Below are 12180 nucleotides of genomic sequence, written 5' to 3'. Positions count from 1 at the left end.
ACCATACGCTGCATCAGACGGCGGCATCGCCAAGTGGTAAGGCAACGGTCTGCAAAACCGTTATTCTCCGGTTCAAATCCGGATGCCGCCTCCAATATTTCCTTCAATATTTTCAATTAGTTGTATTCGGGGGGTCAAGTCGTTGACTTGGCTTTTGGGGGTGTTTTCTAACGGATTTCTAACGGATTCGAAAGAACTCTCCAATAATTCAACTTGTTGCTTCGTAAAATTCACATCATTAAACAGGTGTCCATAAATGTCCAACGTGATCCTTATGGTCGAGTGGCCTAACTGTTCAGAGATGTATTTTATGTTCTGTCCTCCCTGTATTCTCATACTTGCGTTACTGTGTCTTAAACTGTGAAATGACACCTGTCTGAGCCCTGCCCTTCGTAAGGCCGGATAGAATTGACGGTTCATCACGTTCACATGATTGGCAGTGCCACCTTTGATACCAGGGAAAACCAAATCAAGTTCACCCACGGGAGAAGCCAGCTTCCATCTCTTGAGGGCCTGGATCAGTTGTTGCGGCATATCCACTTTACGGACAGACTTTCTGGTCTTGGGTGTTTGAAACCCTCCTTTCCAGACTGAACGTCTCACAAATAGTTTCCCAGAACTCCAGTCAATATCGCTCCATTTCAAGGCCCACAGCTCTCCTGCGCGTAATCCGGTTAGAAAAGCCGTTAGAAAGGCAGTTTGGTAGCGCTGGTCCGTTTTTTCCAAGAGTTGCTTCAGCTCATGGGGCTCCAAAATCTCAACTTCAGTACCTTTCAGTTTCGGCCTGTCAACGTCTTCCGCGGGATTAAGCTTAAGATAGCCCCACTTTCTGGCATGTCTGAAGAGTAGCTTCATAACCATGGTGTCATTGCATACTGTCTTTGCAGATACGAGTCTCAGCCGCCTCGTGACATATGCTTGCAGCTGGCCCGTTGTAATTTCTGAAAGCACTCGCCCGTCGAAATGGGAAAGGTTTTTCTTGACTATGTCCCTGTACCCTTTAGCCGTAGAAGGCTTTAGATTTCCTTCCACGTAACTGTTTAACCAAAACTCTGCAAACTCCTTAAAGGTTGTCTTAGGTATTTCCTTGTAAGTGCCGGCATCGATCTCAAATAGTTTTTCAGTCAAGATTCGCTGTGCGTCTTTTTTGGTGTCTCCACCTTTGTACCACTTCCGTTTTCCCCCGATCGGGATAACGGCGTAGTAGATGCTACCTTTTTTCTGTATGCTACCTTTCATGAATCCTCCTTTTTCGTTTTCGTTCTTTTTGTCTTTTTCTTTTTATTGTTACCAGTGTCATCACCTCCTTTGCCTCCGCTCAGAAATAAGCCGATATTTTCCTCTGTCACATACCAATGCGTTCCTATCTTGCGTCCTTTGATCAACCCAGCTCTTAGCCATTTCCTGATCGATCTTTCATTTACGTCAAGAGCCTTACTTATATCCTGCACCGAGTAAATTCTTATATTGCCTAATTCCTTTGGCATTCTATTTCCTCCTCTTTGCTAAGTACCATTATATGTATATAGGTAGCATATAAGTGGTATATTGTCAAGTAATTCAATTTGAACAAACTTGAACTCGATATTATTGATTCCACCCACAAAGCAAGCCTTGGGCATATCACGAAGAACTGCGGATTACGTGAAGAAACATAGCATTCATTCTATCGATGCGTCTTATCGTGGTCTATGCTCAGAAGCGAACTTCTTCACTTTCTCAAGAGCGCCGGGATAGTAATACAGGATACTAACCCTAAGTGAGCACGATCGCTCCACAGCCTCAAAAAACCCTGTTGACGATGGTTTAGTGCCGACATCATAATCATAGGTGTATTGAACTACATTCCCGGATTTGTCCCTCCAATACGAGAGCCAGGGATAAGGCCGCCAATACCGATCATTGTCAGGATAATCCAGCGGCAGTTCCATGCCCGGGGTGAATGGGTCATTTTTCAGACGTTCCCAACCTTTGGATCGCATGGAGGCGGCCATTGTCTTAATCAAATCTCTTGCCGGATAGCATATATTTGCCCGATAACCGACTGTGAATAATCCATCGGAAGACCTATATTGGATATCCTTTGCTGATGGAGGGATATACAGAGCATCTGACACATAAGAAGGGAATCTTGGTTCTTCGCCCACGTATGTGCAGCAACACGAAGTGACAATGAGTCCAGATACGATGAATAGAATGACCTTATTTCTGCTCATGGGATACTCCCGTGCTACGATCGGAATCGTTATATCGCCTTATGTATTTCTGCCTCGAGTGTAAGAAAATCACAAATAATAATACCAATATGTCAAAGGCAAAAATCGAAAGCCCACCAGGTACTCCTCTCGGGAATAACCCGCGAGGAAGTGGGAAGACCGGGGTAGTCATCCGTAGGTGTAAGGAGCTACACTTTTCCCGAGTGTCAGGCATACGAAGCGCGCTCCATCGGCATCCTGTTCGGCAGTGAACGGAAGATGCCTCTCTGGCTTGTCGGCGGCTTCGACAGAAAAGGTCATTATTAGGATGAAGAACGGGCCCACCGCTATGAATATGGTACGTATAGGATTCATGGGTTTCTGCTCCTTTTCATCGCCACACAGGGAACTAAGCGGGAGATGTTTTTTGGGTAGCGCTTTGTTATAGTTCACTTGAACTCCCCAACACGGAACCGCTTGCGTAGATACTCCGCAACCTTTGCTGACTGCGGATATTGCCACCCGATGTAGCCATCCTCAATGGGTGCGGTTATGTGCATACCTTCCAAAAGGGAATCCGTACATTGTACAAAGAGTATCTTGTCCTGAAACTTCCTGGTTATTTCTGCAAAGGTTTTGGTGTCTTTCTCGTTCAGTCGGATAAGCACGCCCTTACCGTCTTGAGCAAGAATCAGGTCTGTTATGGTGGATACCACAAGCAACGGTTTTTTGTCATCTATGGCAAAGCTGAGTCTTTCTGATTCTTTCGGTATGCCCTCGAATATTCGAAAGATTGGTTCATCAGAATCAGCTGGTTTCAACTCCATCGGAGGGGCATCTCGACGAACAAGACCGGCGGGTAGTTTTCCTTGAGATTCGTAGAGCGCAATCTTTTCGTCAACATCTTTTCTGTACGTCTCGTATCTGGAACCTTCAAACACACTATGACGTACGTGCTCAAAGGCAGACTGAATTATGGATTCCACCTTCTCGTGCCACTTTCTTCCAGCTTGAGTTTCAAGAAACTCCTTATCGGATTTGTGGTTTTGGTAATAGTCCCGGACTGCGCGCAGTTCTGTCTCAGAAAATTCTGACGTTAGCTTTGTTGCCGCTTCGTCCCATGTTTTTGCCAACGCATTCTCCCGCATAAGAAAGTCTCTCGTGACTTGCTGATAAATCTCCGTTATGGTCTTTTCGTATCCACGAAACCGTAGGTTGTCTTCGATTTGTCTTTTTACGCTGTCCTCCATAAGGGAATCATAGAAAGCAAAGAAATTTTCACTCGGCAGAGCCTGCTCAACGCATTGCCGGGCCACAGAATGGGGCCTATCATTGGCCCAGAGTAATGACGTAGAGACAGCCAGTAGAATTTCACAAACTAAGGCTGCCACAATACGTGTTCGATACGTTTTTTTATGTACATAGTCATCCTTCCGTTTTATAGGGTTGATACATAGTTCGGAAGTACATTCTCGGTCGCCGTCTATAGTTGGCCAGTTTTTCATTTCCGAATTTCCTTCACCACCACATGTGTCGCAGAATCGATACATACCAATCGCATAACTCCCGGTTCATCTGGGGTAAAAGGGCACACTGTAAGATCGGCAAAGATTTCGTTATCAGCCGTTAGCAGACGGGAGAGGTCAGGGGGCATGTTGGAGTATTCAGGGTTGTAGAACCGCCCTTCGCTTACACCGAGTACCCGATTGGTACCGACAGGCCAAATCCGAACGCTTGGAGTCCCCACGTATAGCCGGATTCGACCCTGCACCTTAAAACAGTCACCACTAACTTGAGGATGTTTGCGACACGGGTTTGGGCCACCGAGCCGATCCTGGCCCCAGGATATAGCAGCCGTTAAACCGAGAACGATGAGTAGGAGAAGTGTAGTGACATTTCTCATGAGTAGCACCTGGCTAACACCTTCTTAACAGGGGGTAGTACATAGTTTCGCCGATTCATCGTTCCTGCAATTGAATCTGTACACACTGCCCGGAAACTAAGGAAAGAGGACGTACTTTATCCGGGTTCTTATCCGCCACGCTCCAGCTGTAATCCGTAACATGAAGGTTCTCCGGAATAAGCACTTGATAATTACCTGGCGGGACAGTGATGTTAAAGAGCCCCTTCTTGTCGACAGTTATGTCTCTTAGCATGTTGTTGCCCACGATTGTCAGCTTCGCGCCGGAGATAAGGTTCCAGTTCTTATCGACAACTTCCCCTTCTATAACACACGACTGTCGGCTTTTTAGCTCTCGAATTTGTTCTTCCAGGCGAGCTGAATAGGGTTCGCCTTCAAAATGCTGAACCTCTCCGCAGTAATTATTCACCTCATAATCGCCATTTTGGTTCCTAAACGCGAAAACGATGTACTCGTTCCCGGGTTTTAGCGATAGTCTTCCTGTTGAATTTTCGGTGTATACGGTGACTGATTTGCCGATCTTCCCTCGATATACCTTCAACACCTCCAGGTGGTAAACGTAATAGTCAATATCGGGTTTATCTCTCGTGTATCCGGTTTTCAGGACCTTAGCATGTACCACGAGATCGTTGGAGAAGAATACATTACACAGTTTTGCCGGAGGTTGCTCGCAGAAGGCCGATGCAGAACCGCGTAGAAGCGTGATCAGGAGGACACACGTGAGCACAAGAATGGTGCTGACGTTACTGACTCGGAGCATCGCTATCTTCTGAGACTTGCGCAAGTTAATCTCCCTGATCTTCTCCCCGTTCAGTTCAGGCATTGCTAAGGCCCTTCTCTATATTGGCCTATGTACTGCTCGTAAATACTCAGCGTCTTTTCGTATCCTGCGCGGCTTCTGGAACTGATCGTGAATATGAGATAGAAGTCGCTCTCTTCTCCGTAGGAGACTTGTTCCCAGTTACCTTCGCTCTTAGGAAAGAATGTGTATGATTTAAGAAGCCGTCCGTCGCCAGTCTTTAGAGCCCTTACCTCAGTTACGGTAATAGCAGGGTCTCGGCCCATAAACTCTTCTTGGTCATCCTTAATCAGGAAGTCGAGTGATTTGATTTCAGGAACTGCGGGCTTGTAGAGTGCTCGCGCATAAATAACTGTCTCTGCATCTGAAAATGTAGAACCGTCAGGGACTTGGATATTAATCGCATTGCGGAAGCTTGGCCCTCGTTCGTGGTGCCACCCCTTCACGGGGGTAAGTTTGGGCCACCAGGCGAGACAGATGCCGTTCTCACATGGCTCTCCAACCTTCTCAATTTCGGATAAGACCGAAAGTGGAATCAATAGCAAAATAAGGAGGACTAAAATGCTTCGTACCATATTCTCCTTCGTGGTCCTACCGCCCGAATCAGCCGCTGCTGTTAGAGGTCTGCAGCACCAAACGCCTGTACAACTACTTATCCGGAAAGACAAAATCAGCGGCTACTTTCTTTGCGGAGTACCTTTGCCAGGAATCGAGATCTTCATACTCAAATTCATTATCGGTGAGCTTCAGAATCCTGTAAGCGTCTCTGTTGATCGGATCTGTTGCATCTGCAGGAATGGTTCTATTGTCTATGAGATCAGCCTTGTAGATCTCGAAGAGAATGTCCCCGGAAACGCCCCACTCGCCAACTTCCACCTTATCTTCTCTTTTGTCCGACGGAGGTATGTTTCGGAAGCGAACCTTGTACGAGCCATCGGGCCTCTTCTCGGCTATCCACATATAATTCTCACCATTGGGCTTATGATCTGCAGTAGGTCTTCCGTGATTGCTTTCTGAGACGCTTCATCTGCATAGGCGGCAGGAAGCAAGATAGACAGAACAAGGACCGTTGCAATTATCAAAGTCTTCATTCACCCCTCCTGTTTCATGAGCTTGACAATTCAGTATACTAAAGTTCGCAGTTTCTGATTTTGTTTAAATCATATCCTTGCCTTATAGAAAAAGCAATATAGAAAATACTGGCGATTGCCACGTGGAAGCTACAATATTCAAACAAGAACCAATTTCGTTTAGTTCAGGAAGAAGTTCTTAGATGACCGGATACCGTCCGAATGGTCAAGTCCTATCTTTAACAATCTTTCCTGTGAATAACGGTTATATTAAAGGGCCAGAGGGTCGTGCCTCGCCGGCTGATCGGTAGCGGGTTTACTTTTAAATATCCCCATATAGAAGAGGCTCTGGCGAGTATAGTGGCATAAAGGTGTCCGTAACCTTCCTTTCCGAGTTCGCGCGCTTCCTTTGAGATGACTAAGGCGGGATCGAATAGAGTTCTACCTGGAATAGATGGGAGCACAGCTTTTGAGCCAAAGATGTTATGAGTACCGACGGTAGAGGCCGGTGGAGGGTCATCATTCATAATACATGGACGCTGCTTCTGAAGTGTATCGTATTCAAATCAGGGAGTTGAAAAGGAGAAAGCCATGGAACGTTTAGCGCTGATTCAGACGGTGAAGAACATTCTTGACGATCAGAACCTGGCCGTCCTTTCAACCCGCGATGGAAACCAGCCGTATTCAAACCTGGTCTGCTTCACAGCGACCGATGACCTCCGGTGTCTTGTCTTCGCAACGCCTCGGGCTACCCGAAAATATGCAAACCTGTCGGCGGAACTGAAAGTGGCTATGCTCGTTGATGACAGAACCAACAAAGCGGGTGACACACAGGAGGCAACCGCGGTCACTGCGATCGGTCTGGCGCGCGAGTTGGGCGGAGAGGAGAGGCTAAATTCGCTTGGCTCTTATATCGGCAAGCACCCCCAGTTGGAGTCGTTTGCTTCCTCGTCCGATACCGCCCTTTTCAAAATAGAGGTGGAGAGGTATATCGTAAGCAAGTTTGAAAATACTGAGGTGATATGCATGGGTGACCAGGAATGAGGCTAAATGCCCTGGTCGCGGCCTGGGCAACCTTTCTCATGCCTTTGGCCCTTCCAATCATGAGGCTGTGGCCTAACGTTTCGCCCCTTACGGTGGTGCCGGAGGTCGACCTTGCCAGATACATGGGCACATGGTATGAGATCGCACGCCTCCCCACCCGTTTCGAGGAGGGCTGTGTTGCGGCGAGGGCTAAGTACAATTTGCGGCAGGACGGCAGGGTGGAGATAATCAACGCGTGCCGGCTCAATAGCTTTGATGGACGTGTGAAGACGGTGAGGGGCATAGCCAGGGTGGTGGATAAAAAGACCAACGCCAGGCTGAAGGTCAGCTTCTTCTGGCCCTTTTATGGCAAGTACTGGATTATCGACCTGGGCAAAGATTATGAATACGCCGTTGTGGGCAATCCCCGCAGGAATTACCTTTGGATATTGTCCCGCAGACCTGAGATGGATGATGGACTTTACCAACTCCTTCTGAAGAGCCTGGCTGCAAAGGGGTACGACACCTCCCGGATGATCAAAACACCCCAGATCACCGAAGATTCCTCCCCTGATCAGAAAGAACACATAGGCGGATAAGGCGGCGGCAGGATCGATTCAGTCGAGAATAAAATCCCAGGCTGTTTCGTTGATCCAGAGGCTGAAGTAGCCCCTGCCCAGAAGGCCCTTGGGCTTAATGGTATAGAGGTCCGGCCCTATCTGTTTGATATCGAAATCAACATTCTTCCCGAACGCGAGTCTTGGTTTACCCAGCGGCGAAGGTCCGAGAAATCGCATGGGGTTCAGGGTAAGCACCTTGAAGTCGTATTTGCCGGAAAAGACGAAATATTGCACATCTTTCAAAAGAAAATGGACGGGGTTATTGGCTTCGACGTAGATGAGCCCTTCTTCATCAAAGACGATATTGGGTAGCAGCCTTTTGAGACCCTGGCTCGTCTTGATGTAAGCGCCCGGCTCTTTGGGGTTTATCTTGTCATCCTTTGCGTATAATGGAATGGCGACCAACATAATGAGAAGGATGCATATCAGGATCCTGCATCGCGACATGGCCATGTTCATGGATACCTCCGTCTCTTTCATACAATTTACATAAGCGTAACGATTATTCGCCGATCTCTCGGCCCGTCAAATTCCATAAAAAATATCCCCTGCCAGGTTCCAAGCCGTGGTGCGCCCTGGGAAAAAGGGATTGAGACCGATGCGCCTGTGAGTACCGATTTAATGTGGGCATCGGAATTTCCTTCGCTATGCCGGTATGGGTGATTCGCCGGCGCCACTCTCTCAGGGGCGGCGAGAATGTCCTTGATCACGTCCGGATCGGCCTGCTCATTGATGAGAAGACCACAGGTCGTGTGAGGCGTGTAAACATGGAGTAGAGACCCTTGTCTGCCTCCCACTGCGTGAGCGACCTGACCCGTGATGTTGATTGCCTCAATTCTTTTAGAGGTCCTGACGTTCAGTTCGATCACGGTGCGTCTATCCTTTTCGCGGTGCTATCGGCCAGGAACATCCCTTACGCATAACAGGTGCAACTTTGCCGTATCGGTGAAATATAACACAAAAACCGGGGCTTTTTCTAATGATCATTTTACTTGACGTTTTTCGTGGTAATTTGGTAGAAAGTAACATCAAAATCGCCCTCGAATTCAACTTCAAGGATTTGGGTTACAAGTTCGAGAGGCAAGGGCGTAGCCGGAGCAGTTGGTAGCTTGAAAGATATATAAACTTTTTTCGGGGGTACAAGAGTGAAAGGACAAGAGATAAAAGTACTCATAGCGGATCAGATGTCCGAAAGTGCGATAGGGATACTAAAGTCGAATAGCCTTGTCGTGGACGTGAAAACCGGGCTCAAATCTGAGGAACTGCAGGCTATCATCGGTGACTACGACGCGCTCATCGTCAGGAGCGCCACCAAAGCCACAAAAGAGATCATCGAGAAGGGAAACAGATTGCGCATAATAGGCAGGGCCGGCATAGGGGTCGATAATGTCGACGTGGCCGCAGCCACAGAAAAAGGCATTATCGTCATGAACACGCCCCAGGGAAATGCCCTGGCCGCAGCCGAACACAGCATCGCCCTTATGTTCGCGGCAGCCCGTAAGATTGCTTACGCCGACAAGACCATGAAAGAGGGCAAATGGGAAAAGAAGGCCCTCATGGGGATCGAGCTGTACGACAAAACCTTAGGCGTCATAGGAATCGGCAACATTGGCGCCCTGGTGGCCGAAAAAGCGCTTGCGCTCGGCATGCATGTCATTGCTTATGACCTCTTTGTGTCGAAAGAATTCGCGGCGAGCAAAGGGATCGGACTTGTCGATTTCGATACGCTCCTCAAAGAGAGCGACTTTATCGCAATCCACGTGCCTCTCGTAAAAGACACGAGGGACTTAATCAACAAAGATGCCATCGCCAAGATGAAAAAGGGCGCCATCATCATCAATGTGGCCCGGGGCCCTATCGTAAACGCAAAAGACCTTCTGGCAGGCCTTGAGAGCGGACAGGTGGGTTTTGCAGCCCTCGATGTTTTTGATGAAGAACCCCCTGCCAAGGATGATCCGCTCGTGCTTTCGCCGAAAACCGTGTGTACCCCCCATCTCGGCGCCTCTACCGTGGAGGCCCAGGACAAGGTCGCCATAGACATAGCAAACCAGTTCGTCGAATTCTTCTTTTACGGGGTTATCAAAAATAGCGTCAACGTGCCCTCCGTCTCGCTGGAAGTGGCCAAACAGATCGGCCCTTATCTCAAGCTTTCTGAAAACCTTGGAACCGTTGTGTCGGCCATAACGGAATTCCCCATTCAGCAGATACAGATCCAGTATATGGGTGAAATTTCCGAGATGGACACAAAAGTACTCACCCAGGGTATCTTAAAGAACGTCCTCACTCCCCAGATGAGTGGGGTGAATTACGTGAACGCTCCGCTCGCGGCGAAGAAGCGGGGTATCACGGTTAAAGAAGTGAAGATAGCAGAACAGTATGATTTCACCTCGCTCGTCACCATAACCGTAAAAGGCGAAAAGGATGAGAACACCGTCCAGGGAACGCTCTTCGGCAAGAAAGAACCGCGGCTCATTAAAATCAACAATATCTACCTTGAGGCCGATCTTGCCGGTGGCAATATGCTGTTCGTGTACAACCATGACAAACCCGGTGTCATAGCGAGCATTGCCAACGTATTTTACATGCGGGGCATCAACATCGGCGGCATGCATTTCGGAAGAGAGGCCACAGGAGGGCTTGCCATCTCCCTGCTCGACGTGGACAAGGAAGTGGAAGACAGCGTGATAAAGGAGATTCAGGCGTTGCCCAACGTAATTTCGGCAAAAAGGATCGATCTGCCGTAAAGGACCGGCCCATAAAAAGGGACCATAAATGGGGTCAATGGGGTCTTTCCCGTTCACCCCATTTTTTGTGGAGCCGTGAGACAAAATATCTTCCATGAAAGCAGTTATCTTTGATTTTGACGGAACCTTAACCGAGTTGACGCTCGATTTCGGCCACCTGAACAGAGAGATCCTCAACTTCGCCCTGCAACATGTTTCCCCGGAACTCATAGAGGCCTCGCGAAAACAGTATATCGTGGAAACCATATACAAGCTGGCGGAAAATATGGGCGAGCGAGGTCCCAATTTCCAGAAGGGGGCCTTTGAACGGCTGGCATCACTTGAGCTTTACGCCTCCCAGGGAAAGGATGTCTTTCCCTATACCAGGGGCCTCCTCAGAGAGCTCAAACGAAGAACATTGAGAACCGGCATCATTACGAGAACCTGCCGTGCCGTATTGAGACAGGTCTTTCCTGATATGGACGCCTACATAGATGTGGCGGTTACCCGCGAGGATATCCGCGAGGTAAAACCGGACCCGGCTCACGTAACGCGCGCGCTCGACCTTCTCCATGTTGCCCCTGAATATGCGCTCGTCGTCGGAGACCACCCGACCGATATCGCGGCGGGTCGCGCTCTCAACGTGAAAACCGCGGGCGTACTCACGGGCAGAACCGAAAGGGCGGCTTTTGAGGAGGCGGGCGCCACTTACATCATCGACGACATACGGGGCGTGCTTGAGGTCATTTAAAGGGGCTCGTCATCAGCCCCCTCCAACGGCGAAGCCGTATGGAGCCTCCCCGTCTCGCTCAAGAATGAGCTAAGAGAGTATTCAAAACAGGCTCGTCATCAGCCCCCTCGCGCGAGCTTAAGGTGCGATCCATGCACACAGTTCAAGACGGATCGAGGTCTAACCCGATAAATCTATTGCGAAAGCCTGTCACGTCCAGCTTTTGTCAGTCAACACACCCATATTTTGAAAAAAGAGTGGAGGCCAGTGTTGATTGTATCGATTGAGTAGGGTATACTGTCTCATACTGCTGATACACACTCAGTATATAGCATGGACCAAAACGGCTGCTGGAGCGATGAATGATAACATTTAAGGGGGTCCACAAGTGGTTCAAGGACCTCCACGTTCTCAAAAATATCAACCTCCACGTGAACCAGGGAGAGGTAGTGGTTGTGTGCGGGCCCTCAGGCTCGGGGAAATCAACGCTCATCCGCACCATTAACAAATTGGAGCCTATCGACAGGGGCACCCTCGTTGTAGACAGCGTAGACCTTTCAGACAAAAAGGCCGATATCAACAAACTCAGGGCCGAGATCGGCATGGTCTTTCAGCAGTTCAACCTTTACCCCCACATCTCCGTATTGAAGAATGTTACCCTCGCACCCACAAAGATTCGCAAAATGAACCGCAGGGACGCGGAAGATCAGGCAATGGCTCTGTTGGAACGCGTGGGCCTGGGAGAAAAAAAGAACTCGTACCCCACGCAGCTTTCCGGTGGACAACAGCAGAGGGTCGCGATCGCCCGTGCGCTTGCCATGAAACCACGGATTATGCTTTTTGACGAACCAACATCGGCACTCGATCCGGAGATGATCGGCGAGGTGCTCCTCGTTATGAAGGACCTTGCCCAGTCGGGTATGACCATGATGGTGGTGACGCATGAAATGGGCTTTGCCCGCGAGGTCTCGGACAGGGTGATATTTATGGACGAAGGCGAGGTGCTCGAAGAGGCCCACCCTGAAGAGTTTTTCAAGAACCCCAAGCATGAAAGGGCTAAGCAGTTCTTAAAAGAAGTGCTTTCACCCATGCACTAATA

General features: G+C 48.9%; 15 protein-coding genes and 1 tRNA gene. 6 read left to right on the top strand and 10 right to left on the bottom strand.

Features of this window, described 5'->3' with window-relative positions:
* Positions 1–19 precede the first annotated feature (19 nt).
* A tRNA-Cys gene (locus VMT62_07095) sits at positions 20–94 on the top strand.
* Here VMT62_07095 and VMT62_07090 read toward each other — a convergent pair.
* From VMT62_07090 to VMT62_07055, 8 genes are all read right to left on the bottom strand, one after another.
* Complete coding sequence (locus VMT62_07090) at positions 73–1239, bottom strand: tyrosine-type recombinase/integrase (protein HVN96176.1); 1167 nt, start codon at positions 1237–1239, stop codon at positions 73–75. The genes VMT62_07095 and VMT62_07090 overlap by 22 nt on opposite strands.
* Complete coding sequence (locus VMT62_07085) at positions 1236–1487, bottom strand: helix-turn-helix domain-containing protein (GenBank protein ID HVN96175.1); 252 nt, start codon at positions 1485–1487, stop codon at positions 1236–1238. Before VMT62_07085 ends, VMT62_07090 begins: the two co-directional genes overlap by 4 nt.
* A 192-nt stretch (positions 1488–1679) precedes the next feature.
* Positions 1680–2216, bottom strand: coding sequence for a hypothetical protein (locus VMT62_07080; protein HVN96174.1), 537 nt, complete (start codon positions 2214–2216; stop codon positions 1680–1682).
* Positions 2217–2384: 168 nt separating this feature from the next.
* Positions 2385–2648, bottom strand: coding sequence for a hypothetical protein (locus tag VMT62_07075; GenBank protein HVN96173.1), 264 nt, complete (start codon positions 2646–2648; stop codon positions 2385–2387).
* Entirely contained in the window at positions 2645–3445 is an 801-nt protein-coding gene (locus VMT62_07070; protein HVN96172.1) for a hypothetical protein, read from the bottom strand. The genes VMT62_07075 and VMT62_07070 overlap by 4 nt, the downstream gene beginning before the upstream one ends.
* A 708-nt stretch (positions 3446–4153) precedes the next feature.
* Positions 4154–4939, bottom strand: coding sequence for a hypothetical protein (locus VMT62_07065; protein HVN96171.1), 786 nt, complete (start codon positions 4937–4939; stop codon positions 4154–4156).
* 2 nt (positions 4940–4941) lie between these two features.
* Positions 4942–5490 (bottom strand): hypothetical protein, encoded by a 549-nt coding sequence (locus VMT62_07060; protein HVN96170.1) that lies wholly within the window; start codon positions 5488–5490, stop codon positions 4942–4944.
* A gap of 73 nt (positions 5491–5563) precedes the next feature.
* Complete coding sequence (locus VMT62_07055) at positions 5564–5875, bottom strand: hypothetical protein (protein HVN96169.1); 312 nt, start codon at positions 5873–5875, stop codon at positions 5564–5566.
* 701 nt (positions 5876–6576) lie between these two features.
* Between VMT62_07055 and VMT62_07050 the strand changes: the two genes are divergently transcribed.
* Both VMT62_07050 and VMT62_07045 read left to right on the top strand, forming a co-directional pair.
* Positions 6577–7029, top strand: coding sequence for a pyridoxamine 5'-phosphate oxidase family protein (locus VMT62_07050; GenBank protein HVN96168.1), 453 nt, complete (start codon positions 6577–6579; stop codon positions 7027–7029).
* Positions 7026–7607, top strand: coding sequence for a lipocalin family protein (locus VMT62_07045; protein HVN96167.1), 582 nt, complete (start codon positions 7026–7028; stop codon positions 7605–7607). Before VMT62_07050 ends, VMT62_07045 begins: the two co-directional genes overlap by 4 nt.
* Positions 7608–7625: 18 nt before the next feature.
* Here the strand turns inward: VMT62_07045 and VMT62_07040 are convergent, their stop codons facing one another.
* Complete coding sequence (locus VMT62_07040; GenBank protein ID HVN96166.1) at positions 7626–8087, bottom strand: hypothetical protein; 462 nt, start codon at positions 8085–8087, stop codon at positions 7626–7628.
* A gap of 26 nt (positions 8088–8113) precedes the next feature.
* Complete coding sequence (locus tag VMT62_07035; protein HVN96165.1) at positions 8114–8497, bottom strand: secondary thiamine-phosphate synthase enzyme YjbQ; 384 nt, start codon at positions 8495–8497, stop codon at positions 8114–8116.
* A gap of 276 nt (positions 8498–8773) precedes the next feature.
* Between VMT62_07035 and serA the strand changes: the two genes are divergently transcribed.
* From serA to VMT62_07020, 3 genes are all read left to right on the top strand, one after another.
* Complete coding sequence (gene serA, locus VMT62_07030) at positions 8774–10372, top strand: phosphoglycerate dehydrogenase (protein HVN96164.1); 1599 nt, start codon at positions 8774–8776, stop codon at positions 10370–10372.
* Positions 10373–10466: 94 nt separating this feature from the next.
* On the top strand, positions 10467–11102 hold the full coding sequence (locus tag VMT62_07025; protein ID HVN96163.1) for an HAD family hydrolase: 636 nt from the start codon (positions 10467–10469) through the stop codon (positions 11100–11102).
* 341 nt (positions 11103–11443) lie between these two features.
* Complete coding sequence (locus VMT62_07020) at positions 11444–12178, top strand: amino acid ABC transporter ATP-binding protein (GenBank protein HVN96162.1); 735 nt, start codon at positions 11444–11446, stop codon at positions 12176–12178.
* The last annotated feature ends 2 nt before the right edge of the window (positions 12179–12180 follow it).

The sequence above is a fragment of the Syntrophorhabdaceae bacterium genome, assembly GCA_035541755.1.
GTDB lineage: Bacteria > Desulfobacterota > Syntrophorhabdia > Syntrophorhabdales > Syntrophorhabdaceae > PNOF01.
Note: the sequence above shows the minus strand (reverse complement) of the source record. Positions and strands in the feature narration are given on the sequence as shown.

Excerpts from the sequence above, each read along its gene's own strand:
- VMT62_07090 (HVN96176.1), bottom strand. The coding sequence starts at position 1,239 with ATGAAAGGTAGCATACAGAAAAAAGGTAGCATCTACTACGCCGTTATC.
- VMT62_07085 (HVN96175.1), bottom strand. The coding sequence starts at position 1,487 with ATGCCAAAGGAATTAGGCAATATAAGAATTTACTCGGTGCAGGATATA.
- VMT62_07080 (HVN96174.1), bottom strand. The coding sequence starts at position 2,216 with ATGAGCAGAAATAAGGTCATTCTATTCATCGTATCTGGACTCATTGTC.
- VMT62_07070 (HVN96172.1), bottom strand. The coding sequence starts at position 3,445 with ATGGAGGACAGCGTAAAAAGACAAATCGAAGACAACCTACGGTTTCGT.
- VMT62_07065 (HVN96171.1), bottom strand. The coding sequence starts at position 4,939 with ATGCCTGAACTGAACGGGGAGAAGATCAGGGAGATTAACTTGCGCAAG.
- VMT62_07060 (HVN96170.1), bottom strand. The coding sequence starts at position 5,490 with ATGGTACGAAGCATTTTAGTCCTCCTTATTTTGCTATTGATTCCACTT.
- VMT62_07055 (HVN96169.1), bottom strand. The coding sequence starts at position 5,875 with ATGTGGATAGCCGAGAAGAGGCCCGATGGCTCGTACAAGGTTCGCTTC.
- VMT62_07050 (HVN96168.1), top strand. The coding sequence starts at position 6,577 with ATGGAACGTTTAGCGCTGATTCAGACGGTGAAGAACATTCTTGACGAT.
- VMT62_07045 (HVN96167.1), top strand. The coding sequence starts at position 7,026 with ATGAGGCTAAATGCCCTGGTCGCGGCCTGGGCAACCTTTCTCATGCCT.
- VMT62_07040 (HVN96166.1), bottom strand. The coding sequence starts at position 8,087 with ATGAACATGGCCATGTCGCGATGCAGGATCCTGATATGCATCCTTCTC.
- VMT62_07025 (HVN96163.1), top strand. The coding sequence starts at position 10,467 with ATGAAAGCAGTTATCTTTGATTTTGACGGAACCTTAACCGAGTTGACG.
- VMT62_07020 (HVN96162.1), top strand. The coding sequence starts at position 11,444 with ATGATAACATTTAAGGGGGTCCACAAGTGGTTCAAGGACCTCCACGTT.